Source organism: Phyllobacterium zundukense (assembly GCF_025452195.1).
GTDB lineage: Bacteria > Pseudomonadota > Alphaproteobacteria > Rhizobiales > Rhizobiaceae > Phyllobacterium > Phyllobacterium zundukense_A.
The window spans coordinates 2255760-2280055 of the sequence record NZ_CP104973.1; the positions used below are offsets into that span (position 1 = coordinate 2255760).

Consider the following 24296-nt stretch of genomic DNA (forward strand, 5'->3'; position numbering starts at 1 on the left):
TCTGAAGTCACGACAAACAAAAAAGCCCGGCCAAGTGCCGGGCTTTTTTGTTATGCGGTTCGTTCAAAGCGATGGCTCTTCTGCCTTCTTGTCGCCCTTGTCCTTCACCATCAGCTTGTCGATATAGGCGAGAAACAGCGCCGAGAACACGAAGGCAAGGTGGATTACGGTGAACCATGTCAACTGTTCGGTACTGAACTGGGTCAGGTTCAGAAAGACCTGCAGCAAATGAATCGACGATATGGCGACAATGGTCGATGCGACCTTGATCTTGAGCGATCCCGCATCGATCGTGCCAAGCCAGTGAACCTCATCGGCTTGATCGAAGCGGCTGACGAAATTCTCATAGCCTGAAATGATGACCATGACGACGAGGCTGGCGACCAGCGCTGCATCGATCAGGCTGAGCATTTTGAGGATAGTATCGGTTTCGTTGAGGATGGTGACCTTGGATACGAAGTCCACCAGCTTGCCGGCGAAAGAGAACGCGTAAATTGCAAGCGCTGCGGCAAGGCCAAGATAGAAGACGACCAGGAGCCAGCGCGAAGCGAGGATGATGTTTTCGACGAAGATTTCAAGACGTTTCATAAAATAAGGGTCCGGTTGAACAATCGGGCTCAGGTCAACAAATAGCGACAACATACCCGAACTCAAGGATTTAACACAAAAAACCCGGGCCTAAGTCCGGGTTTTTCGTTGGAAGGCCGGTGTCAGTTGCTGGCGACCGGGGCAACCAGCGGTGTGATGCGGCGAATGGCGACGCGGCGGTTCTCCTGTTCCGGGCCGTCGGCTTTGATCTTCAGATATTGCTCGCCATAGCCTTGGGTAGCCATGTTCTCAGGCGGAATATCGAAGACATTGGTCAGCGCCTGGGCCACCGATTCCGCCCGCCTGTCCGAAAGGACAAGGTTTGCCTGGTCGGACCCGACGGCGTCGGTGTGACCCTCGATCAGGAAAGTCTCGGCGGGATTCTTCTTGAGGATTTGCGCCATTGCCTTAGCGACGCTTTCAATGTGGCTGATCTGGTCCTCGCCGACATCTGCCGAGCCGAACTGGAATGTGATTGTATCGAGATCGACGCGGCGAACCTTGTCGCGAATACGCGCCGAGCGCTTGACCTCGTCGATCGAATAGATGCGTTCGACTCGTTCCACTGGGGGCTGCTCGAAGAATTCGTACACCTCTTCCTGAGGGGCCTCTTCCGCGTCCAGTATATAGTCTCGAACCGGAATGTTGAGTGCGAGCGGCGGCAGGTCATCACCTGGATCACGCCATTCCAGACGCTCCTCACGGTCGTAGTCGGGCGTGTATGTCAGCACAACCTCGTGGCCGTCCGGCATGACGCGTGAGCGCCTGATCACATCGCCATAGCGATTGCGGATCGTGACAATCTGGACGCCATTGTCGCGAACGATGATTTCTCTCGTGCGGTTACGAGGCAACTCTTCGTAATACACGTCCTTCGAATCGCGTGACATACGTGGCCGGTCGGAGCTCTCGACATAGACGTTGTTGTCGATATTGACGACGGTCCGGTCTCCGAATTTCTTGACTACCTGTACATCGCCTGGACGCTCATCAGGCCTGCGCTCCCTGGTGCGGGTACCCTTTTCCGTTAGTACGGAATCGATCTTGACGGGAGCAAGCTCCTGTTGAACATCCGCATCGTTCCTTGGCGGGGCCGCTGCAGTGGCTGGCTGCTGGGCAACAGATTTTTGATCCGCAGGAGCTTCGGCTGTTTGCCCCCGCTTGGTTTTATCGGACGCCTCTCCGGCGGGAGCCCGTTTGGCGCTGTCGAGTGCTGGAGCAGCATTCTCCGGTAAAGGCGAAGCTTCCTGCTGCACGGCTTTGCCGGTGGCGGGATCGACGGGCTTGGCTTCCTTGGTGGTCGACTCTGCCGGTGTTGCCGGCGCCGCCCGCGACGGCTGTTCAGCGGTAGCGGGCGCGTCGGGTGCAGGAGCTGGCGGCGTTTCCTTTGCAGCCTTATCGGTTGCCTTCTTCGCTTCTTCGGCAGCCTTGTCGGTTTGCTTGTCCGCCGCCTTCTGGGCGCTATCGGTCTTCTTGCGGGCTTCGTCCTCGGCGGCCTTTTGCGCTTCAGCAGCCTTATCCGCTTCCCGCTCGGTCGTCTTCTTGACCTTTTCCGCCTCCTTGGCTGTTTGCTTCTCGGTCGCATTTGCGGCATCGGATTCTGCCGCTGCCTTCTTTCGCGCTTCCTCTTCTACAGCTTTTTGCTGCTTGGCGGCTTTATTGGATTCGGCTTCAGTGGCCCGTCTGGCTTTTTCGGCCTCCTGCGCCGCTTCCTTTTCGGCTGCTTTTGCAGCCTTGGCTTCTTGTGCGGCCTTCTGTTTTGCTTCTTCTTCTATCGCGTTTTGTTGCTTGGCGGCTTTGTCAGCTTCCGCATTTGCAGCGCGTTTCGCCTCTTCGGCCTTCTGTTCAGATTCTTTTTCAGAGGCCTTGGCGGCTTGATCGGCTTGGCGTTTCGCCTGCTCTTCGGCCTTCTGCTGTTCCTTCGCCGCAGCCTCCGTTTCCTCAGAGGCCCGTTTCTTTGCCTCTTCTGCCTGACGCCCGCCTTTGGGCTTTTTCAGCTCCTCGACAGGTTCTTCCGCCTGAGGCGCGGTCTCGTCCGCCTGCGCCAACATTTGTGAGGGTACATTGCTGTTCGAGGAGATGAAGGGCCGGTTGATTGGGGGCTGATCTGCCATTGCCGCCGGTGAAGAAAAGAGAATCGCCGTCGATGCAAAAAAGAGTGCTGTCCGTTTCATGTTCATCCCTGTCTCGCGTTTCTTATTGTTGAAACACGTCAAATGTTTGCGATCGCAACCTTGTTCCCGTTTGTGGCAACGGTTTGTCTGGTGCGATCGTGGTTAGCAATGGACGAAGGATTGCAGGGGCAGTCTGTATCCCAAGTGAAGACGCTGTTCATCCCGCGTTCATGTTAAAAACGTGGACGCGGGATCGCCCCGGATGTATTTGAGCGCATGTCGAAAGAACCGTTCTGGAAAACCAAGACTCTGGATGAGCTGAACCGCTCGGAATGGGAGAGCCTGTGCGATGGCTGCGGGCGCTGCTGTCTACACAAGCTGGAAGACGAGGACACGGAAGAAATCTATTTCACAACAGTGGCTTGCACCTTGCTGGACGCCGGTACGTGCCAGTGTTCAGACTATATACATCGCAAGAAAAAGGTGCCCGATTGCGTATTCTTGACGCCGGAAATCGTACGGACAGTCGATTGGTTGCCGGAGACGTGTGGTTACCGTCTGATCGATGAGGGGAAGGATCTTCATTGGTGGCATCCGCTTGTTTCAGGGAACCCCGAAACAGTCCATGAAGCCGGGATCTCGGTACGGGGCAAGATCACTGCGTTCGATCACGAATTGAAAGAGGACGAAGATTATTTTGATCATATGATGCGAGAAAAATTGCCATCCTGAGCGGTTTCCAAGTGAACGCTGTGTGAATGATGCGTTGAGGATTTGTTCAGATCGTCTGTGGGACAAGGGGGCCTGTCCGGTTTTCAGAATGTCTGAAAAACGCTTTCCCCCAAAACCCGGACAATCAAACAGGAGAACGCTCATATGGCTAGTCTTTCACTCAAGCTGCTTGCAGTCGGCGCTGCGATCAGCATCGGTGCCATCCTCGGCGCCAACACATCGTTCGCGGCACCAGCACTTGCTTCACCGATCGTCGTCCAGCACGGGACAACTTCCGCTCCACTTGTCGATGTCCAATATCGCTATGGCCATCGCCCATATCGCGCTTGCACCCCTGGCCAGGCTGCCAGCAAGGCGAGCCGCATGGGTATCCGCAACCCACGGGTAGTCGTTAATCGCAACGTCGTTCGTGTATCCGGATGGAGGCGGGGTCTTCGCACTGCCGTTGTGTTTGCCCGTGCGCCAGGCTGCCCGATCATCCGCTAATAGCCCATCTCGAAAGTCTACTGCAGCGGTCATCTGACGCGGTTTTCTGTGCTTCCGGTGCTCACGTACTTTATGTACGCTACGCTCCGGTTCTCGAAAACCACGCCATCTAACTCGCCGCAGCGACTTTCCAAACGGACTCTAAGCCATTTACCACAAGAAGCAAAAAGGGTGCCGACTGGCACCCTTTTTTCATTTCCAAGAATTGATCAGGTCAATTCTTCAATTCAAACGTGACGTTGACATTCACATTGTAGGTGTTTTCGCCCGCAGCTACAGGAACTGAATCCGCGGGTGCGGCCGCCATCATCTTGGCTTGGCCCATCGGCATCGGGCGAGGGCTGTAGGACTGCTCGCTGATCTCAAGCACTTTGCCGAGACCAACACCTGCAGCTTCCGTCAGGGTCTTCGCTTTGGCCAATGCATTTGCAACGGCGTTCTTGCGGGCTTCTTCGACAATTGCCTCGGGTTTGTCATTGGTGAAGGTGAGGTTGCCGCCCTGATTGACGCCAAGCGTCACGGACTGATCGAGAATATCGCCAACCTTCTTCAGATCACGCACGCGTACAGTCAATGAGTTGGAAACAGCGTAGCCGACAATCTTCGGTGCTTCCGGCGGTTGTGTATTATCCTTGTTGTCAGGGTAGACATAACGAGGCTCGATATTGAAGCCTGACGTCTGCAGGTCGCGTTCGGCGATGCCTGCCTTCTTCATTGCGTCGAGTACCTTGGCCATGGCTTCATTGTTAGCCGTCAGCGCTTCGCGCGCGGTGGGCTTCTCCTGCAGCACCACCATTGAAACAATGGCCATGTCCGGCGCTGATGCCGCTTGGCCCTCGCCAGTCACGACAATGCGTGGACGCGGTGTTTCGTCGGCCAATGCGGCGAACGGCACTGCCATCATTGCGGTTGTCGCAAAGGCCAGGCTTACAAATTTCGATGTCATGGATATCTCCCCAAGTGACGTGGAGCTGTTGCGTCGCAGGTGATTATGGGTGGATTAGGGCAAAAGGCAAAACATTCGAAGACCTACGCATTTTATGCATCCAAACAGTTTCTGAGACGTTTCCTTTGCAACTAAAGGAGCATGACATGTCTGGTAAAGAACCCAAGAACAGCCCTGAACGCATTGAGCCCCGGGAACCGGCATCGACTGTGCCCATCGAAACACCGGACTTGGATGATATCGGAACCGGCGAAGCGGAGATGCAAGCCGACGATGAGCTTGCCATTCTGGGTGAACGGCAGGTCGAACCGGATGATGCAGGTCTCTCGGAGGAAGACGACGATAATCCATACCAGGAAAGCGACGAGGCTCTGCCCGATGATGACGAGGAGGCAGAGATTTCGCGTGATCCGGAACGGGAAGGGCATCGCTTCGAGTGAACGGTGCTCGCGGGGGTCGAATCCGCCTGCGGTATTCCTCGGGCTATTCTGCACATAGGTCTTGACTAAAATACAAATGTTCAATATTCGATGTCTTGATTGACCAGCCTCGAAGTCCCCATCAGAGGCTGGCACAGGGAGGCATTGATGGCTACGAATGTTGCATTGACGGGATTGGCGCGGGACATGCAGGCGCGGGCGGAAACGGGCCGTCCGATCCGCATCGGCCTGATCGGTTCGGGCGAGATGGGCACCGATATCGTCACGCGTGTGGCGCATATGCCCGGCATCGAGATCGGGGCGATTTCCGAACTGAACATGGCCAATGCCCTGAAGGCCGTCGACATCGCCTACCAGGAACAGGGCCATTCGCGCGAGGTGTCGAATGCGTCGGCGCTGACGGAAGCGATGGAGGCCGGCAAGATCGCCGTCACCGATGATGCCGGTCTGATCCTTGCGAACGATCTGATCGATGTGGTCATCGATGCGACCGGGGTGCCGGCGGTCGGGGCCGAGATCGGCCTGAAGGCAATGGAGCACGGCAAACATCTCGTCATGATGAATGTCGAGGCGGACGTGACCATCGGCGCGTACCTCAAGAGCGAGGCCGACCGGCTCGGCGTCACCTATTCGCTGGGTGCCGGCGATGAGCCGTCCTCATGCATGGAACTGATCGAATTCGTCTCGGCCATGGGCCATCCGATCGTCGCCGCCGGCAAGGGCAAGAACAACCCGCTCAACATCGATGCCATACCCGACGATTACGAGGAAGAAGCCAGGCGCCGCCACATGAATGTGCGCATGCTGGTCGAGTTCGTCGACGGCTCGAAGACCATGGTGGAGATGGCGGCGATCGCCAATGCCACCGGGCTCGTCCCCGACAAGCCGGGCATGCATGGTCCGGCGGCAACGCTCGACCAGCTGTCGAAGGTGCTGGTGCCGGAAAAAGACGGCGGCGTGCTCTCAAGGGTCGGTGTCGTCGACTATTCGATCGGCAAGGGCGTGGCGCCGGGCGTCTTCGTCGTCGCCGACATGTCGCATCCGCGCATCTCGGAGCGCATGGAGGACCTGAAGATGGGCAAGGGTCCGTATTTCACGTTCCATCGGCCCTATCACCTGACCTCGCTCGAGGTGCCGCTGACCTGCGCCCGCGTCGTGCTCTACGGCAAGGCCGACATGGTGCCGCTGGCCAAACCGGTTGCCGAGGTCTGTGCCGTCGCCAAGAAGGACCTGAAACCCGGCGACCGGCTCGATGCGATTGGCGAATATTGCTACCGCGCCTGGATCATGACCGCTGAAGAAGCACGAAGCGCCGGGGCCATCCCCTGCGGCCTCTTGCAGGGCGGCAGCGTCACCCACCCGATCAAGAAGGGTGAACTCATCACCAGCGCCAATGCCGCCCCCGCGCAAGGCTCCAAGATCGTCGAACTCAGGGCCCGCCAGGACAGGCTGGTTTATGGGGCGTAAGCCTCGAAAGCGTCTCTAAAATCAGACAGGGAGTGCCGATATGGCATCCGCCAGAAATTCAAGCGCCAAGCGCCATGACGATGGTAGCAACCTTCCCTTCGCATTTCGGCATTATCCGCCGGAGCAGCTGAAGGAAGCACTGCGCAAGATGTATCTGATACGTCGCTTCGAAGAGGGCGCAGAGGAGTCGTATACGCGCGGTCTTATCCACGGCACCATGCACCTCTCCATCGGTCAGGAAGCGAGTGCGGTCGGCATTTCGATGCCGCTCGCCGAAGATGACATGATCACCTCGACGCATCGCGGTCATGGTCACTGCATCGCCAAGGGTGCGGAAGTCTCGAAAATGTTCGCCGAATTTTTCGGCAAGGAAACCGGTTACTGCAAGGGCCGTGGCGGCTCCATGCATATCGCCGACGTCTCCAAGGGCAATCTCGGGGCGAACGGCATCGTCGGGGGCGGTATCCCCATTGCGGTTGGCGCTGCTCTGTCCGCAAAGAAGCAGAAGAACGGCAAGGTCGTCATCTCCTATTTCGGCGATGGCGCCAACAATGAGGGCGCGTTTCACGAAGCGCTCAACATGGCTTCAATCTGGAAGCTGCCGGTGGTCTTCGTCTGCGAGAACAACGGCTATGGCATGTCCACTTCAACCAAGCGTTCAACGGCTGTTGCCAACGTTGCTGATCGCGCGGTCGCCTACAACATGCCGGGCGTTGTCGTCGATGGTAACAATCTCTCCGATGTCGCCGAAGCCTCACACGATGCGGTGGAGCGGGCGCGTCGGGGTGAGGGACCAACCCTCATCGAGTGCAAGACCTATCGTCATCGCGGTCATTCGAAGAGCGACCGCAACCGCTACCGGACAAAAGAGGAGATCGAGGACTGGATCAGCAATCGCGATCCGATCCATCTGTTCGAAGATCAGCTGAAGGAATTCGGTTTCGTAACTGACGCCGACATTGCGGCGATCTCGCGCGGATGCCGAGAAAGAGATCGCAAACGCCATCGAATTCGCCAGGAACAGCCCATCGCCTACCCTCGATAACCTGACACGCGACGTTTACACGGTTGAAATTTGATGGACGAGATAATCCGCGAACTGAGCTATTCGCAGGCAATCCAGGAAGCCATGGCCATTGCCATGGAGGCCGATGACCGCGTGTTTCTGATGGGCGAGGATATCGGCGTCTACGGCGGCGCTTTTCAGGTGACCGGTGACCTCGTGCATCGTTTCGGTGAAGACCGGGTGATGGATACGCCCATCTCCGAGCTTGGCGGTGCGGGCGTTGCCGTCGGTGCGGCCTTGACCGGAATGCGGCCGATCTTCGAATTCCAGTTTTCGGATTTCGCCGCGCTGGCGATGGAACAGATCGTCAATCAGGCGGCGAAGATTCGCTATATGCTCGGCGGCGCTGTCTCGGTGCCTCTGGTGATGCGTTTTCCCGCCGGCTCCGGTACAGGGGCAGCGGCGCAACACAGCCAAAGCCTTGAAGCGTGGTTCGGTCACGTACCTGGCCTGAAGGTTATCCAGCCGTCGACACCGTATGATGCCAAGGGCATGCTGCTCGCGGCTATCGAAGACCCGGATCCCGTCATGATTTTCGAGCACAAGCTGCTCTACAAGATGAAGGGTCACGTTCCGGAAGGGCATTATACCGTGCCGATAGGCAAGGCTGCTGTCGTACGCGAAGGAACTGACCTGACCATCGTTGCTTCGGCCATCATGGTTCACAAGGCACTGGAAGCGGCGCGTGAGCTCGAGAATGAAGGCATCAATGTCGAGGTCGTCGATTTGCGCACCGTACGTCCGATGGACAAGGAAACCATTATCGCCAGTGTCAAAAAGACGTCGAAGCTGATGTGCGTTTATGAAGGCGTGAAGACGCTCGGCATCGGGGCGGAAGTCAGCGCGATGATCGCCGAAAGCGAGGCCTTTGACTATCTCGATGCGCCTATCGTGCGCCTTGGTGGTGCGGAAACGCCTATTCCCTATAATCCGGAGCTAGAGAAGGCCACGGTGCCGCAAGTGCCTGGTATCCTGAAGAGTGCTCGCGATCTCGTTAAAGGGATACGTTAAGCCATGCCCGTCGAGGTCATCCTTCCCAAGGTCGACATGGATATGGAAAGCGGCCAGATTTCGCGCTGGTACGCCAAGGATGGCGAAGCTGTCACCAAAGGGCAGGTGCTGTTCGAAATCGAGACTGACAAGGCCGCCATGGAAGTGGACGCGCCGTCTTCGGGCATTTTACGCAATGTCACGGCGGCGGAGGGGACGACAGTTCCTGTCGGCCAGGCTGTAGCGTGGATATTTGCCGAAGGTGAGGCTTTCACGGCTGTGGCACCAACAAATATTGCAGATGCACCGGCAGTAGTTGCGCCAGAGGCAAAGCCTGCGGCGGAATCAAAAGAAACCCCGCCTGCAACGACGGTAACGATCGCCGGTAAAGCCGACGGAGTTCGTGCAACGCCGCTTGCCCGGCGGGTTGCCAAGGAAGCCGGCATTGATCTGACATCGGTTTCAGGCTCGGGACCTAAGGGACGCATCCAGAAGAAAGATGTCGAAATTGCCACCCCGCAGGGTGCGGCGGCCACGAAGCCAGTTGTACAGGTTCGCGAACCTGCCGTTCAAGCCGGTGCTCCGCTTCATGCGGCATGGCTGCGTGAAGGCAAGAACTCGGAGCTTGCACCGCTTGTCCTGATCCATGGGTTCGGCTCCGATCTCAACAGCTGGAGACCGATGCTGGGCGGTGGAACGCTGGACAATCCGATCCTTGCCATCGATCTGCCCGGTCATGGTGCTTCGCCGCACACCGTTCCAGATGACCTGCATGCGATTGCCGAACTGGTTGAGCAAACCGTTGCTGCCTGTCACTCTGGACCAATAATCCTGGTGGCACATTCGTTTGGCGGCGCGGTTGCGACCGAAGTGGCTGCCCGCAGCCATCTCGACATTCGTGCGCTGGTTCTGATGGCATCAGCCGGGCTTGGACCTGAAATCAATGGTGCGTTTCTGTCGGGGTTCGTCCGCGCCCGTACCGAGCCGAGCCTCGTTGCGTGGATGAAGCAGCTGGTGCAGGATGAAAGTCTTTTGACCAAGCCATTTATCAGCGCAACGCTGGCTCAATCGCAGAACGTGGCTTTGCGCGACGCTCAGCAGCTCGTTGCCGACCGTTTTTTCGCTGACGGAACGCAGGTCATCGATGTCAGGTCGACCCTTGCCAACTTGACCATTCCGGTCCGTGTGATTTTCGGAGCAGCCGATCGGGTGATCCCGGCGACACATGCCGCCGGGCTGCCGGGCGAAATCGCTGTGCATCTCTTTGCCGGGACCGGACATATGCCGCAGCTGGAACAGCGAGAAAAGATCATGCGGATACTGGCAGAGATCAGCCGTTCGGTAGCGTAGTGCTGCTCGACTTCGGCGAAACGAGCGCCCGCTGAATGGCACTGCGGGCTGAAGCCAGATTTGGCATGATCCAGTTGGGCTCCGCGCCGAGGAACCTGTCGAGAAAGGCGATCGCTTGATCTGGAATCTCGCGGACGTTCTCGCGGTACGACCACCATGTGCGCAGATCGTCCGCGCATGCGTCGATCTTCGGAGTGGTACCGAATTCCTGCTCGCAAATTGCGGCGATCGCGCCGACACAGTAATTGGTGTAGAGGAACCCTTCGGGCCAGAACGCGATAATCTCCTGCATTTCTGTCAGCTGCGATTCTGCTCTGCTTGGGATGGCTTCGGACCGTTGCTGGTCCTATGGTGATAAGCTCTTTGAGCACAAGGCCCGCAGCGAAGATGATGAAATCCTTGCGATCAATCTGGGCATAGGACTTTTGTTGTTCAACCGTCTCGACCCAGTTGAGAAAAGCCTTGGTCAGCCTGGTTTCATCGATGGTAAAATGATAACCATAATGCTCCGCAATCAGCGCGGCATTCTTGCGGAAAGCCATGCGAAACCAACGCAGTTGACGAAGCCGGTGCCGTAAATCCGGCATATGGACCAATTCGTCTCTGAACAGAAAATCCATGCCTTCTCACCTTTAAATTCATTGTATCACGTCATACGCTGTGATGCAGCACAAGCCAAGTTTTAACAGAACCGAAATCATACATATTGACATTACAAAAAACAAATGTTCTATATTTTTTCGTTCGATCATAGCATATGTTTGCGGTCGGGCGTTGGGAGGTTGAAGACATGGCAATGTGGCAATGGGGATTGCTGGCCCTTGGGATTTTGTGGGCGTTGCAATCACTGGGCGTCTGGTACCAGATGCGCCACTACAGCGATGTGATGAAGGGCATCACTTCCAAATACAATGATGGTTTTGTTGGCGCGGGCAATGTTCGCGGCCGTTTTGGCAAAGGCGTGATCGTTCTCATTCTCGTCACGCCGGACCTCGTGGTTCAGCGTTTTCTCGTGATGAGCGGCAGATCAGTTTTTGCGAAATTCAAGCGGCGCGAGGAGTTTGAGGGTATCTCATTGAGTGCATTGCGCACCGATCCTGCGATGACGGGTCTGGGGGAGCCGAATATCGCCAAGGCCGCGGAGCGTGCAATCGAACAGATCGACAAGGCCAGGGCCGAGCCGAAACGGTCCGGTCTAATCGGGATCAAGCCAGTCAACGCATAGGGACGACCGTTTGAAAAACGGTCGATAAGGAAGGAGGGAACATGTCAATTTTAACAATGCTGGCGCAACATGCGGACATCGCCGCGCACCATATTTCGGTGGCGGGATCGATGGTCTCCGATGCGGCGCTCCACGGCAAGCAGGCCATCACGCATGCGGGCAACGATCTTGTCGTGCTTGCGCAATCGACGGGAGATATCACCGTCGAGGAATTCAAGGACAAGCTGAAGAACGTCCAGCAGGAGGAGCAACTCGGCTGGCTGACCAACGTCGGTAAATACTTTATCGGTATCTTCCAGAAGGGCGGCGAGGTTTTCGCCGGATTTGTAACAGGCATTATCCCGACGCTTGTCGTGCTGATGACCGCATTCTACGCTTTGACGGAGCTTGTCGGCGAAGAACGCGTGCATGGTATCGCCCGGGGTGCAGGCCGTATCGCGCTGACGCGCTACACCGTCTTGCCCGTGCTGTCCGTCTTCTTCCTCACGAACCCGATGGCTTATACGTTCGGTTCATTCCTCGAAGAAAAGCACAAGCCCGCGTTCTACGATGCGGCCGTATCCTATGTGCATCCGCCGCTTGGTCTGTTCCCGCACATTAATCCCGGCGAATATTTCGTCTGGGGCGGTATTCTCGTCGCGCTTCTCGAACTTGAGAAAAAAGGCGCGGTTCCCGTCGGCTATCACATCAACGTCGCCATCTGGTATGCGCTCGTTGGTCTGGTTGTCATCCTTCTCAAGGGCATGCTGACCGAGCGTATTACTGCCATCATGGCGCGCCGTCAGGGCATTGAACTTTAAGTCGGGGCGGGGAGAAGCAAAATGTCAAAGACCTATAAGGCAGTAAAAATTTCCAGAGGCAGCAATGGTTGGGGCGGCCCCCTGGTCATTCAGCTGACGCCTGAGCGCAACAAGGTCGTGTCCGTCACCGGTGGCGGCATTCATCCCGTCGCACGCCGCATTGCAGAACTCACGGGCGGAGAGGCGGTTGACGGTTTCAAGGCGCCGCCGGTTGAAGGAGAGATGGGCGTTGTTGTCGTCGACTGCGGCGGTACGGCCCGCTGCGGTGTTTATCCACGCAAACGTATTCCGACCGTCAATCTGACGCCGGTCGGCCAAGCAGGACCGTTGGCGCAGTTCATTACTGAGGATATCTACGTTTCAGGCGTGAAAGAGGCCAATATCGAGATGGCTGATGGATCGCAAGCTGCTGCGGTTCCGGGAGCAAGATCGTCCCAGGACTCGCCGCCCACGCCCGCAGAACTTGCCGCATCCATGGCAAGCCGGACTGCAGCGTCGGACAACGGTGAAGGTGGGTTAATAGGCTTTATTAGCACTATCGGCCGAGCTATGGGCCGTGTGGTCGGCATTTTCTTCAATGCCGGTCGCCGTACCATCGATCAGGTCGTGCGCAACGTCCTGCCGTTCATGGCGTTTGTGACCATGCTGATCGGCTTCATCCTTTATACCGGGATTGGCGATGTGCTGGCGCAACCAATGGGACCGCTTGCCAACAATATCGTCGGTTTGCTGATCCTATCAGCCATCTGCGGCCTGCCGTTCCTGTCGCCGATCTTGGGACCAGGTGCAGTTATCGCCCAGGTTATCGGTGTGGCGATTATCGGACCGCAGATTGCCAACGGCACGATTTCACCGGCAATGGCTCTGCCTGCACTGTTCGCCTATAATACGCAGGTGGGTTGTGACTTTGTTCCGGTTGGTCTGGCGTTGGGTGAAGCCAAGCCCAAGACGATCGAAATCGGTGTGCCAGCGGTTTTGATCAGTCGCCAGATCATGGGCCCCGTATCGGTCGTCATAGCCTGGATCGTCAGCCTGATCGTATTTTGAGTTCACTAAGAAGAAAAAGAGGTTCGCCATATGTCAGTCCTATTGAAAACACGGGTAACAGCCGTTGGGCCTGAGGTGGCGGATCTTGCCGAGGGAGGCGTTGTCATCCTGTTTGCGGATGGCGCGCCGCCTGAGCTTGCAGAAGTTTCGATCCTGCACGCTGTAGAGGGCAAGCCTTCTGACGAGACACCGCCAGTGGGGGCCGCAATCCGTATTGGTGACGTATCTGCCAGCATCACGGGTATTGGCGACTATGCCTGGCAGAAGGTCAAAGATATTGGACATGTGGTGATTACGTTCAATGGGTCCGACCAAGTTGAACGCCCAGGTGAAATTTGCGCATCGGAAGTCGATACGGCTGAATTGGTATCGGCGTTGAAAATTGGAACGACGATTACCATCGGGTAATGAATTATCGAAGAGAGATTTGAATGGAACGCTCGACAATAGTGCGGGTGCATGACGGATTGCATGCGCGGCCAGCCACCAGATTTGTCAAACTCGCAAAGGGTTTCGAATCGGATATCGAGCTGATCAAGGCCGACAAATCCGTCAGTGCAAAGAGTTCCGTGAAGCTGATGCTGCTGGGCGTCAAAGAAAACGAGACAGTTACCGTAAGGGCGCGTGGTGCGGATGAGATCGAGGCTATCGAGGCACTGATCGGATACCTTGAAGATCCGCATGCAGGCACGGCAGAGGAGGAAGGAGCTGAAACAGCATCCGTCGAAGCCGCCTCTGTTCGGCCCAAGGCCTTCTCGGCAAATTCCAACGCCTCAGCCTCGGGCAAATTGCGCGGGGTCGCCGCCAGCGAAGGCTTTGCCATCGGACCAGCCTTCGGCTTTTTCCCGGGGGAAATCAGACATGAAGACCGCCTGCTCGCAGCGGACGAAATACCGGCAGAAACCAGCCGGCTGACCCAAGCTTTTGCGACGGTGCAGCATCGTATGGATATGTCATTGGCCGCGACGGATCTTGCAGAAAGCGACCGTGGCATTATCGCCGCTCTCAAGGATATTGCCTGTGACGATGAACTCACACAGGCTGCAGAAGCGCTGGTGAGAGAAGGCATGGATGCGATTTCTGCCGTCATTGGCGCCACGTCACGAATTGCGGCGGATTTCGCTTCAATGGATGATCCTTACCTCAATGCCCGGGCTGATGACGTAAATGCAGTCGGGCGGCAGATTTGCCTTGCGCTGCTGGGGCAGGACGATGCCAATCTTGACGCTATTCCTTCCGGTTCAATTCTTATCGCCGACGATATCGGCGCATGGGATCTGGCCCGCGCGCCATTGAAGCGTATTGCCGGTGTGATATGCGGCCATGGTGGTGCTACATCGCATGTCGCGATCATTGCCCGAGCCCACGGGATCCCTGCGGTTCTCGGGCTTGGACATTCCGTGCAGGAATTGCAGCAGGTCAAGAGCGTTGCGCTGGATGGCAATAATGGAGATGTCTTCCCCGATCCGGACCAGGTGACGATCGATCGTTTCCATGTGCAAATCGGCGTAGCCGAAACGGAAAGGCAGGCATTGAAGGCTTATAAGGATATCGTACCGAAACGCGCCGACGGAACGATCATCGAGATCGCAGCCAATCTCGGCTCACTGGAGGAGATCGAAGCGGCGCAGGAAGCCGGTGCCATGGGCGTTGGGCTATTTCGCACCGAACTGCTCTTCATGCGGCACATTCACTTGCCATCTGAAGATTTGCAGACCGAAACCTACACTACGCTTGCCAAAGCGTTCGCGCCATATCCTGTGATTGTCCGCACGCTGGATATCGGCGGCGACAAGCCGATATCCGGTATTGATTTTCCGGATGAAGAAAATCCGTTTTTGGGCTGGCGCGGTATTCGCATGTGCCTCGACCGTCCGGATGTTTTCAAACCGCAATTGCGTGCGCTCCTGCGTGCCGCCGTACATGGCAACATCAAGGTCATGTTGCCGATGGTCTCGGATCTTGGCGAAGTTCGCGCTACGCGCAGCCTGATCGACGAGTGTGCCGCAGAACTCAAAGCAGAGGGGAGGGACTACGCGAATTTCGACCTTGGTGTCATGGTCGAGACACCAGCAGCCGTCATGATTGCACCCATGCTGGCCAAAGAGGTTGCGTTCTTTTCCATCGGTACCAATGATCTGACCCAATACATCATGGCAGCTGATCGCCTCAACCCGACAGTTGCGAAGTTGAATGACGTGACGCATCCGGCGGTAATGACAGCTATCGAACTTACGGCGAAAGCCGGTGTCGAGGCTGGAATCATGGTCGGTATGTGCGGCGAGGCAGCTGGCCGCGCTGATCTCATCCCGGCATTCGTCAAAATGGGGCTGACGGAACTCAGCATGAGTCCGGCCTCCATTCAACGCGCAAAGAAATGCGTTTTGGAACTAGGGCAAATGGGGAATCAAGAAGGCGAATAGGCCTGACAAGGCTTTCACCTTATCCGGTGCGCCGATTGCCTGATTGAATTTGTCCTCGCGGGCCTGCAAAGCCAATAACGCGCTCTCGACCAATCTTTCGTCGCCCGGTTCATGATCTGCATAGGTGGCAAGACCGATCGCAAGGGCGATGGCGGAAAAGCACAAATACTGGGTGTCCAGATCCGGCTGCTGTCCGGTATAGCCGGGCAATGGCAAATGGGCCGGTTGATACTGTGATTGCAGCTCGATGGCCAGTCGGGCGCATGCTTCCGCAATGTCGTTCAGATCGCCATCCTTAGCGCCAGACAACAAAGCCTCGTGGCGGCGAATCACTGTCGCATGCACGGATGCGAATGTTGATTCGTGAATGAGCGCATTGCGTGATCCCAAAACGCTCAGGATACGCTTCGTAAGGTAGTAGACGTCGCGCCGGAACAGCGCCTCGCCTTTGCTGGCATCGACGGGAAAATAGACATCGAGACCACGCGCTTCGATGGTTGTCGAATGGGCAGCCGGATCTTGCGAAACCAGAGAGATCGAAATTGTCTCTGCGGCCGTCAAAGCCTTGTCCATGACGCGGGCGGCCTTGCCGAACAGAAGATCCGGCAGATCCTGATGAACGGGCTTGCTATCCTGCCGGCTTGCCCTGATCAGGTGGCGTACATCGCGCAGCCGGTCTTTCAAACTGACGACAATATCGCTTGAAATATCCCGGATCATGATGGCGTACCTCTGCGCGCAAGTGGATAATCGTTTGTACCTTTTTTTCTTGGCTTGCTAAACAACATTCTCGTGAGGTGTAGTGTGCAGGTCGCGCCGGCTTTGATGCAGCATTGCTGCTTTGGAGGAACGGGAGCGATCAAAGGGGGGATGATTGAGCGATCGACGCAAGCGAACGAATGGTACGGCGAAGAGCCTCCAAAAGACTCCTCTGGATGTGGGGCAGCCGGACACCAAGATCAGCCGGATGCGTATGCGCGCCGCCTGGATGTACTATATCGAGCAGATGACGCAGAACGAGATAGCCGAAATCCTCGGCGTCGGACGCGTGACCATTGTGCGCATGCTGGCCGAAGCGCGGGCGCGCAACGAGGTCAAGATCGGAATCCAGGGCTATCTTTCGGACCTCGTCGCACTGGAAAGGCAGGTTGAAAAGCAATTCGGTCTCGACAAGGTGATCATCGCGCCATTGTCCCATCCGGATAACGACCCGATCCCGGCGATAGCGGCAGCCACCGGAGACTATCTTTCCGGGATCGTCAGCAATGGCATGCGCGTCGGCGTCGGTTGGGGGCGGACGCTTCTCAACACCTTGTCCTATCTCGAAGCACGGGCGCTTGAGAACTTTACGGTTATCTCGCTGCTTGGCGGCATCAGCCAGCCACGGCGGTTCAACCCGGCGGAATTTGCCTGGCAATTCGCACAGTTGTTCCAGGGCGATGGCTATCTCATTCCCGCTCCTGCCATGGTGGACAGTATCGAGACCAAAACCGCCTTGATTGAACGCTGCGGCCTCAAAAGCGTGTTCGAGATGGCCGAGGATCTAGACCTCGTGCTTCTGAGTGTAGGAGCCATCGAAACAGCGTCGAGCACGCCCTATCACATCGGTTTCCTTAATCAGGGACATCAGGCTTCCCTGGCGGAGCGTGGCGCAGTTGGCGATCTTTTGTTCCATTTTTACGACAAACAGGGCCGGCTGGTGGATCATCCTATCCATGACCTCGTCATGTCCGTTGGCATCGACACGGTGCAACGCGTGCCGGCGCGGGTATTGACATCTGGCGGCAAGGAAAAGATCAAGGCGCTTTATGGCGCTATGGCGCTCGTTCGTCCGACAGTGTTCATCACCGATGAGGAAAGTGCCCGCCGCTTGTTGGTGCTTGCCGAACAGGAAAATGGTTGAGCTTTGCCTGCAATTTCCGTTGGAAATCAAAACAAGAGCGCCGGGTAATCCAAGTCAGGGATTGCATTCGCGATTTTTCCCGTTATTGATCGCGGGAGACGCGCGGCCAATTCCACTGCGTCTGATTTCAGGTGGGGCCTGTAGCTCAATTGGTTAGAGCCGGCGGCTCATAACCGCTTGGTTGGGGGTTCGAGTCCCTCCGGGCCCACCAACAATTTCAAAGGCTTGGCGAGAAATCGCTAAGCCTTTTTGTTCATCGGCCCTCGTGAGGATAAACCGGCTCAGACCCGTCTGGCTTCGGACACAGCCGCGATCTCCTTCGAGAACATCACCACCGCGAAGATCAATACGCCAGCGAAAATGACTAGTGATCCTATCCCGACGAGCGGTTCCAACTGGCGATTGCCCAGTTCCATGAAGTAGAGCGCCGGCAGCATGACGATCAGACCAAGCGTGTAGACCACGTAGTGAACCATAGCCAATCTCTTGACTGCCTTGGATGGATTAAGTGCGTAATAGCCGCCGAAAATGGAACAGGAAACCCAGCCCAAAAGGTTGAGGTGTGCGTGAGCAGCAACCACCGTATGGTTTCCGGACATGCCCATTTGCAGGCCCATCGCCAGCCCGATGATAAGGCATACGATGGCCGTCTTGAAGAAAAGTTGAGAAATCTGTGGCATTTTTGGCTCCCCCTGAACCAGAATTCAATGATACCGTGCACAATACACGCGAGCGACAGTGGTTTCCAGCAAGCTGCATTAAGCATTAAGAATGAGCTTTGTATGCTTGGTCAGGTGATGGACGCTGCGATGTTTTCCATTGGTGCCCGCAGAGTCCAGACGAGGCGTTTTGGAGTCTGTTCCAAAGTGCCTGTCCCTCCGAGTGACAATGGCGTCACGCGCTCCAGGACGATCTTGCCAAATCCATGGGTGCGCCCAAGCCTCACAGGGGGCCCGTCAGATTCAGTCCAGGTCAGATAAAAGGTTTTACCATCATCGCCGACATACCAATCGACAGCGATATTGCCTTGGTCAGCAGAAAACACGCCGTATTTGGCCGAATTCGTAGCCAATTCATGGAACGCTATCCCCAGATACTGAACGGCATTGGGCTGCAGGACTATGAGAGGACCTGAAATTGCGACGCTGGATTCATCGCCAAACGGCTTCGTTTGCGCCAGAAGCAGATCCGATACAGTCGCTCCGCGCCATTCGGCGTGGACAAGAAGATCATGTGATCGCGCGAGAGCCATGATCCTTTCCCGCACCTGCTGCTCGAACTCGGTACTGTCTCCAGTGCGATTGCCGGTTTCCCGGATCATGGACAGGATGACCGCATATTGATTTTTGACGCGGTGGTTTACCTCGCGCATCAACATGACGATCCGTTCCTCCTTTTCCTTTCTCTCGGTAATGTCGCGCGCAATCTTGGACGCGCCAACGATACGGCCGGTCGAATCTTTGACTGGCGATATGGTTAGCGAGACATGGATGCGCACTCCGTCCTTGCGCACTCGAATTGTCTCATAATGATCCAGGCGTTCACCTTTGCGAATTCTGTCGACGATGGACGCTTCTTCGCCCAATCTTTCGGGAGGAATAACAGTGGTGATCGAACGGCCAATCATCTCCTCGGCTGTGTAACCGAATACGCGTTCGGCACCCCTGTTCCAGCTCCTGACGATGCCTGCGAGGGTTTTACTAACGATCGCATCGTCGGACGATTCCACGATCGCCGCGAGATGTTGCGCCGACTCTTCATTGCGCTTCTGTTCTGTGAGATCGACAAGCATATTCATGGCGCCAACAACGTCACCATTATTGTCCCGAAGCAAAACGGGGAATGGACGGAACGCAACGCGGCTGCCGTCGGACCGCTCGGCTATGGCTTCCAGCCCTCGCACATCCCGACCTTCGCGCAGGCTCATCGCCATGGGGCACTCGTCATGCTGCATGGGTGTGCCGTCAGGCCAGTATAATTTCCATGATCCGCACCAATGCTCTTCGCCGATCCGCGGTTCGCGCCCCCAAAACTCAGCCGCCGCGCGATTGTAGAATGTAATAATGCCGGTTTTGTCTGTCGTATAAACCGGAATAGGCAGTTCCATGATCAGGGAATCACGGCTGAAGTTGTCCATGCTGTGCAAAGCTGCAAGTGAAGAACTAAGGTTGCTTTGCGCAATATCCACTATTTTTCCTGCTTCAAGTAACTTCTTGCCAGTCGGGTTTTCGAATCAAGGGGGACCAGTTGACAACGGCATTTCAGTTCACCCCACGATCAAAAACTGTCTGTGATGATTTTGGTTCCAACGGAGCCGTGCATCAGGGATCAACGGGGGAGCTTTTGCGTTTCCATTCAATCCAAGTGAGTGGAGGAAATCGTTATGATTTATACCCTGAGATTGACCAGCGTGCTCCTGGTCGCGCTTGCCCTTATTCCTGCGGGTGCGCATCTGTTCGCGATGATCAACAAGGTTCACCTCGATCGCGCCGAGTATCTTATCTCACAGAGAGCCTATGACGGTTGGAGCCTTTTTTCCATTGTCATCATTGCCGCGCTGGTTTCGACGCTCGCCCTGTCAATCTGGCTTAACCGTTCGGGCGAACCTCACTGGCTGGCGGCGACGGCATTTCTTTGCATTGTGGCAACGCAGGTGATTTTCTGGCTGTTTACATTTCCCGCCAACAAAGCGACTCAAAACTGGACCGTCCTGCCAGAGGCCTGGGAAACGCTACGCTATCAATGGGAGTATTCGCATGCAGCAAGCGCCATTTTGAATTTCGTGGCGCTTTTCGTTTTGCTTCTCTCCGTAGTGAGAACGGACTAAAGGCCCAATATGCAATGGGCCAGTTTGGCTTGGAAACCAGCCCATACCAACTCCTGCGCGTTCTGTCAGACGCACACAAATTCTCAGAGTTTTATGTTGATCGGATCAAATCCCGATAGTCAAACTGCAAAGACGACAGCGGCAACTGCCAGCGCGCCGAACAAAATCATCGAGCATGTCATCCAGTTGGAGATATCGCCGTTTTCTTTCGTGTGTCGCATCGCCTGACTCCTCCTGAGCGTAGCCGGATAGGACCGGCGCGTTCTCAAAAAATCATGAACACCCGTCGCTGATTTGAGTTGCCAGCGATCGATTCAAATTGTCGTGATCATGTGCTTTACCCAAATCATGGAAGGCTTAGTCCCATCATCCCGGCTTCACTGGAAAGGATTATAGCGCTTTCAATGTAGAGCGCAATTTGCGCCGTGCCTTGGTTTCATCACATTTTGATATCGAGTGAAAGGAAAGTGATACTGGGTAACGGCTACGCCGCACTGGCCTCGACGAGCCTTGGAAAGGTCATCCGCACCATCGCCCCGCGACCAGTGTGGAAGCTCTCGGGCGCATCCAGCATTTCGAGATGCCCACTATGATCTTCGATGATTTTCTTGACGATGGCGAGGCCGAGTCCGGTACCCTTTTCGCGCGTTGTCACATAGGGCTCGAGCAGTCGATGACGGTTGTCAGCGGGTAATCCTTTGCCGTTGTCGAGCACTTCGACAATGATGGACGAGGCCGTGCTGGCAGCGCGAACGAGAATGAAACCTTCCTCGATCGCTCCTGTCTGGAGCGCCGTCTCGATGGACTCCGAAGCGTTTTTTATGATGTTGCCGAAAGCCTGGCCAAGGAGCCGGTTGTCGAAATTTCCAACGAGCGGCTCGTCGGTAAAGTCATGCTCGAACCTGATCTGGTTGTTGCTGATTTCCACGAGGAAGGACGCGTCACGCAGTACAGCGCGGATATCCGCTGCAGCGAGTTGCGGCTTGGGCATACGGGCGAATTCAGTAAACTCATCGACCATACGACCTATATCGCCGACCTGGCGGATGATCGTTTCAGTGCATTGATCGAAGACCTCGCGATCCTCGACAATGACCTTGCCATAGCGGCGGCGGATGCGCTCGGCGGAGAGCTGAATTGGCGTCAGTGGATTCTTGATTTCATGTGCAATGCGGCGTGCAACGTCCGCCCAAGCGGATGAGCGGTGGGCAGCGACCAGGTCGGTGATATCGTCGACCGTCACCACGTAGGAGGTATTGTGTGTGCCGGCGTCTTCCCGGGTAATCTGCACGTTGAAAGAGCGTACGATACCATTGCGGGTAATCCCTATCTGCTGGCGGCTGGAAGATCTGTCGTTCCCCCGCGCCGCTTCGAATACAGCACCGATTTCCGGAAGGATGTGAACGAGGTTCTTGCCGATAGCTTGTGCAGCATCGATCGACAGCATGTGTTCGGCTGGCCGGTTCAGACCAGCGATATCGCCTTGCGAGTTGACGCTGATGACGCCGGCGGTCACGCCGGACAGAACCGCCTCGGTAAAGCGCCTGCGCTCGTCGATCTCATCCTTCGCCGAAATCAGATCGTTATGCTGGGTTTTCAACTGCTCGACCATATTATTGAACGTGTGGGATAGTGAACCGATATCGCCATCCGAAGCGCGGACAGGCACTGACACGTCAAAATTGCCTGTGGCAACGTCGCCGGCCGCGCCGATCAACAAGCGAATGGGCCTGACCACACGATTGGCCACGGCAATACCAGTCCAGACGGCGGTCAAAAGCAGCAACAGTGTGAGCTCAATATAGAGCAGCGCGTAAGCGATCTGCGTATTCTTTCGGTTGCTCGCCAGCGACTGATATTCGGCATTGTTGTCTGTCATGACGCGCATGTTATCCAACGCCGACGAATCCACGGCGCGGATCGTATAGAGATACAAATCCGGCAGCGCCTGCGTCTTGACGATTGCACCGACAAGATTGGTAGCCGCCGGCGGTATCAGCACCGGCCTGTCGCCCGCTGCACTTTTCAACGCCTCCAGCGGTGCTTCGGGGAGGGTATGATCGTTGAAGAGCTGGGCACTGACGACAACCTCACCGTTGGATCTAACCAGGGATGCGCCAAGCAGGTTGTTGCGGCCTGCGTCATAGGTCAGCCAATTGGCGAAGGCACCTCGATCGAGACTGTAGAGCATCCGCCGCTGGTCGAGATCGATCGCCATCGAAAGCGTTGTGGTCAAAAGACTTTGCGCATTGTCCTCGGTGTAGGACTGCGCGGCCTTGATCGACATATCAATGATCTGATTGTTTTCGGGATTGATCCATGAGTTCAAACGGTTGTCGAGGACGATAAGTGAAAAACAGGCGACAATGATCGAAGGGATCGACGCGATCAACGCGAAGATGATCGTTATGTTGGTATGCAGATCCCGGTGCTTTTCCTTGCTCTTGAACAAAAACAGCTTCCGGAGCGTCGCGTAGGACAAATAGATCAGCACCAAAATCGAAATCGCATTGGCTGCAATAATGATCTGCGTCGTCCGCTTGGTGGGCGAGATGTCGGTAATACCCATCATGATGACGAATGAGACAATCGTTGTCGCCAGCGTCAGGAGCGTCATGATCAACGCGCCTTTCGGCAGAACCTGCGGTTTGACTACGGTCTTGCTCATTTGCTGTCGATTATCGGTCGCAGCGTTACTTGTAAAGGAAGCTTGCGCTTCGAATGCGGTTTGAGGCAACACGGGCTTGCGGCGTTGCTGATGTGCCACCCGATCCGTTTGAAAGGTCCAAGTTTTGACAGTACGTCCGATCCTCAAATATCCGCATCCTGCACTACGTTCATCGGCTGAACCCGTAACGGAGTTTGGAGATGATCTTCGCTTGCTGGCCGATGACCTCCTGGAGACAATGCGGGCGGCGCCGGGAATAGGCATAACTGCTCCACATATTGGCGTTTTGAAGCGCATTGTTGTTCTCGAACTTGACCGGGGCCAACCAGCTCGCTTTTACGTCAATCCGGAGATCGAATGGTTTTCGGCTGACACCGTCAGGCAGGAGGAGGGTAGTGTCTCAATGCCAGGCGTTTCGGATGAGATCGAGCGGGCCGTCAACATCCGGATCCGCTATCAGGACGTTGCGGGCGTGTCTCAGTCAGAAGAAGCGACCGGCCTCCTGTCCATCTGCCTTCAGCACGAAATCGATCAGCTCGACGGTGTATTCTGGATCTACCGCTTGTCAAAACTCAAGCGTGACAGGTTGATCAAGCGTTATGAGAAGCTGCAGCGCAGTCAGCGGTGAATCGGATCCTTCCATAAAACACCCTCCGGCTTTTCCACCGGATCGATATCGAGATTGACGACGACAGGCTCCTGACCGGAGCGGACAAGAACACATTCAAGCGCTTCGTCCGGACTGGCATTGATTTCCTGATGTGGCACGTATGGCGGCACGAAGATGAAATCGCCGGGACCGGCTTCCGCGACATACTCCAGCCTTTCGCCCCAGCGCATGCGTGCGCGACCTTTGACCACGTAGATGATGCTTTCCAGATCGCCGTGGTGATGCGCGCCGGTCTTGGCGTTGGGATGAATGACAACTGTCCCCGCCCAGATTTTTTCGGCTCCAGCCCGGGCGTGGTTGATGGCAGCGGCCCGGTTCATACCCGGCGTTTGTGCTGTATTTGGATCAAGGGAATCCCCAGGGATAATTTTGACCCCATGCACCCGCCAGTCGACTGGATGGTCGTCATGCGTGTGCGCGTTTCCCTGCTGATGATCGTCTGACATCAATGCCTCCTGCCTCTTCGCGATGTTACCGGCAATGTAGCGAGGAGAATGCAGCGACACCAGAGATCAACCGCTGTCAGGATGTGCGCGTATCGGCGGTTGCAAACG

The 24296-nt window shown here is 56.1% G+C and carries 24 protein-coding genes, 1 tRNA gene and 1 pseudogene; 17 read left to right on the forward strand and 9 right to left on the reverse strand.

Annotation, left to right across the window (positions count from 1 at the left end; translation table 11 throughout):
- Positions 1 to 63 precede the first annotated feature (63 nt).
- Both N8E88_RS23455 and N8E88_RS23460 read right to left on the reverse strand, forming a co-directional pair.
- A complete protein-coding gene (locus N8E88_RS23455) occupies positions 64 to 588 on the reverse strand; it encodes a TIGR00645 family protein (RefSeq protein WP_114430477.1) in 525 nt (174 codons plus the stop codon).
- A gap of 122 nt (positions 589 to 710) precedes the next feature.
- Positions 711 to 2762, reverse strand: coding sequence for an OmpA family protein (locus N8E88_RS23460; RefSeq protein WP_262292687.1), 2052 nt, complete (start codon positions 2760 to 2762; stop codon positions 711 to 713).
- 216 nt (positions 2763 to 2978) lie between these two features.
- Between N8E88_RS23460 and N8E88_RS23465 the strand changes: the two genes are divergently transcribed.
- Positions 2979 to 3434 (forward strand): YcgN family cysteine cluster protein, encoded by a 456-nt coding sequence (locus tag N8E88_RS23465; protein ID WP_262292688.1) that lies wholly within the window; start codon positions 2979 to 2981, stop codon positions 3432 to 3434.
- A 144-nt stretch (positions 3435 to 3578) separates the two neighbouring features.
- A complete protein-coding gene (locus tag N8E88_RS23470) occupies positions 3579 to 3920 on the forward strand; it encodes an antifreeze protein (protein ID WP_262292689.1) in 342 nt (113 codons plus the stop codon).
- Positions 3921 to 4134: 214 nt separating this feature from the next.
- On the opposite strand, the gene N8E88_RS23475 is transcribed toward N8E88_RS23470, so the two are convergent.
- Positions 4135 to 4866, reverse strand: a complete 732-nt coding sequence (locus N8E88_RS23475) for an SIMPL domain-containing protein (RefSeq protein WP_262292690.1) — start codon at positions 4864 to 4866, stop codon at positions 4135 to 4137.
- Positions 4867 to 5012: 146 nt separating this feature from the next.
- On the opposite strand from N8E88_RS23475, the gene N8E88_RS23480 reads away from it, so the two are divergent.
- From N8E88_RS23480 to N8E88_RS23500, 5 genes and pseudogenes are all read left to right on the forward strand, one after another.
- On the forward strand, positions 5013 to 5306 hold the full coding sequence (locus N8E88_RS23480) for a hypothetical protein (protein ID WP_262292691.1): 294 nt from the start codon (positions 5013 to 5015) through the stop codon (positions 5304 to 5306).
- A 147-nt stretch (positions 5307 to 5453) separates the two neighbouring features.
- Complete coding sequence (locus tag N8E88_RS23485; protein WP_262292692.1) at positions 5454 to 6773, forward strand: NAD(P)H-dependent oxidoreductase; 1320 nt, start codon at positions 5454 to 5456, stop codon at positions 6771 to 6773.
- 40 nt (positions 6774 to 6813) lie between these two features.
- Positions 6814 to 7852: pseudogene (locus tag N8E88_RS23490) on the forward strand (thiamine pyrophosphate-dependent dehydrogenase E1 component subunit alpha).
- Positions 7852 to 8850 carry an alpha-ketoacid dehydrogenase subunit beta gene (locus N8E88_RS23495; protein WP_262292693.1) on the forward strand — a complete coding sequence of 333 codons (999 nt, stop codon included), beginning with the start codon at positions 7852 to 7854 and terminating at the stop codon, positions 8848 to 8850. The pseudogene N8E88_RS23490 and the gene N8E88_RS23495 overlap by 1 nt, the downstream one beginning before the upstream one ends.
- A 3-nt stretch (positions 8851 to 8853) precedes the next feature.
- Entirely contained in the window at positions 8854 to 10179 is a 1326-nt protein-coding gene (locus tag N8E88_RS23500) for an acetoin dehydrogenase dihydrolipoyllysine-residue acetyltransferase subunit (protein WP_262292694.1), read from the forward strand.
- Here the strand turns inward: N8E88_RS23500 and N8E88_RS23505 are convergent.
- Positions 10160 to 10471: a hypothetical protein gene (locus N8E88_RS23505; protein ID WP_262292695.1), complete on the reverse strand. Its 312-nt coding sequence runs from the start codon at positions 10469 to 10471 to the stop codon at positions 10160 to 10162. The two genes, N8E88_RS23500 and N8E88_RS23505, sit on opposite strands and share 20 nt — an antisense overlap.
- Positions 10472 to 10502: 31 nt before the next feature.
- Here N8E88_RS23505 and N8E88_RS23510 point away from each other — a divergent pair, with 31 nt between their 5' ends.
- The 6 genes from N8E88_RS23510 (at position 10503) to ptsP (ending at position 15674) form a co-directional block, all read left to right on the forward strand.
- Complete coding sequence (locus N8E88_RS23510; protein ID WP_262292696.1) at positions 10503 to 10757, forward strand: hypothetical protein; 255 nt, start codon at positions 10503 to 10505, stop codon at positions 10755 to 10757.
- A gap of 212 nt (positions 10758 to 10969) precedes the next feature.
- Complete coding sequence (locus tag N8E88_RS23515; protein WP_262292697.1) at positions 10970 to 11404, forward strand: transcriptional regulator GutM; 435 nt, start codon at positions 10970 to 10972, stop codon at positions 11402 to 11404.
- A 41-nt stretch (positions 11405 to 11445) separates the two neighbouring features.
- A complete protein-coding gene (locus tag N8E88_RS23520; RefSeq protein WP_114433041.1) occupies positions 11446 to 12204 on the forward strand; it encodes a PTS glucitol/sorbitol transporter subunit IIC in 759 nt (252 codons plus the stop codon).
- Between the two features lie 21 nt (positions 12205 to 12225).
- A complete protein-coding gene (locus tag N8E88_RS23525; protein WP_262292698.1) occupies positions 12226 to 13251 on the forward strand; it encodes a PTS glucitol/sorbitol transporter subunit IIB in 1026 nt (341 codons plus the stop codon).
- Between the two features lie 30 nt (positions 13252 to 13281).
- Positions 13282 to 13659, forward strand: a complete 378-nt coding sequence (locus tag N8E88_RS23530) for a PTS glucitol/sorbitol transporter subunit IIA (protein ID WP_262292699.1) — start codon at positions 13282 to 13284, stop codon at positions 13657 to 13659.
- Between the two features lie 23 nt (positions 13660 to 13682).
- Positions 13683 to 15674, forward strand: coding sequence for a phosphoenolpyruvate--protein phosphotransferase (gene ptsP / locus N8E88_RS23535; protein ID WP_262292700.1), 1992 nt, complete (start codon positions 13683 to 13685; stop codon positions 15672 to 15674).
- Here ptsP and N8E88_RS23540 read toward each other — a convergent pair.
- Complete coding sequence (locus tag N8E88_RS23540) at positions 15642 to 16394, reverse strand: hypothetical protein (RefSeq protein ID WP_262292701.1); 753 nt, start codon at positions 16392 to 16394, stop codon at positions 15642 to 15644. The genes ptsP and N8E88_RS23540 overlap by 33 nt on opposite strands.
- A 154-nt stretch (positions 16395 to 16548) precedes the next feature.
- Between N8E88_RS23540 and N8E88_RS23545 the strand changes: the two genes are divergently transcribed.
- Positions 16549 to 17577, forward strand: coding sequence for a sugar-binding transcriptional regulator (locus tag N8E88_RS23545; protein ID WP_410010607.1), 1029 nt, complete (start codon positions 16549 to 16551; stop codon positions 17575 to 17577).
- Positions 17578 to 17711: 134 nt separating this feature from the next.
- A tRNA-Ile gene (locus N8E88_RS23550) sits at positions 17712 to 17788 on the forward strand.
- A gap of 70 nt (positions 17789 to 17858) precedes the next feature.
- Here the strand turns inward: N8E88_RS23550 and N8E88_RS23555 are convergent.
- Both N8E88_RS23555 and N8E88_RS23560 read right to left on the reverse strand, forming a co-directional pair.
- The gene (locus tag N8E88_RS23555) at positions 17859 to 18257 is read right to left on the reverse strand and encodes a hypothetical protein (protein WP_262292702.1); all 399 of its coding nucleotides are present in this window, start codon (positions 18255 to 18257) and stop codon (positions 17859 to 17861) included.
- A gap of 110 nt (positions 18258 to 18367) precedes the next feature.
- A complete protein-coding gene (locus tag N8E88_RS23560) occupies positions 18368 to 19714 on the reverse strand; it encodes a PAS domain-containing HWE histidine kinase family protein (RefSeq protein ID WP_262292703.1) in 1347 nt (448 codons plus the stop codon).
- A 246-nt stretch (positions 19715 to 19960) separates the two neighbouring features.
- Between N8E88_RS23560 and N8E88_RS23565 the strand changes: the two genes are divergently transcribed.
- Positions 19961 to 20404, forward strand: coding sequence for a hypothetical protein (locus tag N8E88_RS23565; protein WP_262292704.1), 444 nt, complete (start codon positions 19961 to 19963; stop codon positions 20402 to 20404).
- A gap of 484 nt (positions 20405 to 20888) precedes the next feature.
- On the opposite strand, the gene N8E88_RS23570 is transcribed toward N8E88_RS23565, so the two are convergent.
- On the reverse strand, positions 20889 to 23072 hold the full coding sequence (locus N8E88_RS23570; RefSeq protein WP_262292705.1) for a sensor histidine kinase: 2184 nt from the start codon (positions 23070 to 23072) through the stop codon (positions 20889 to 20891).
- Between the two features lie 124 nt (positions 23073 to 23196).
- On the opposite strand from N8E88_RS23570, the gene N8E88_RS23575 reads away from it, so the two are divergent.
- Positions 23197 to 23700, forward strand: coding sequence for a peptide deformylase (locus N8E88_RS23575; protein WP_262292706.1), 504 nt, complete (start codon positions 23197 to 23199; stop codon positions 23698 to 23700).
- Here N8E88_RS23575 and N8E88_RS23580 read toward each other — a convergent pair.
- Positions 23691 to 24188, reverse strand: coding sequence for a cupin domain-containing protein (locus tag N8E88_RS23580; protein ID WP_262292707.1), 498 nt, complete (start codon positions 24186 to 24188; stop codon positions 23691 to 23693). The genes N8E88_RS23575 and N8E88_RS23580 overlap by 10 nt on opposite strands.
- Positions 24189 to 24296: the final 108 nt, after the last annotated feature.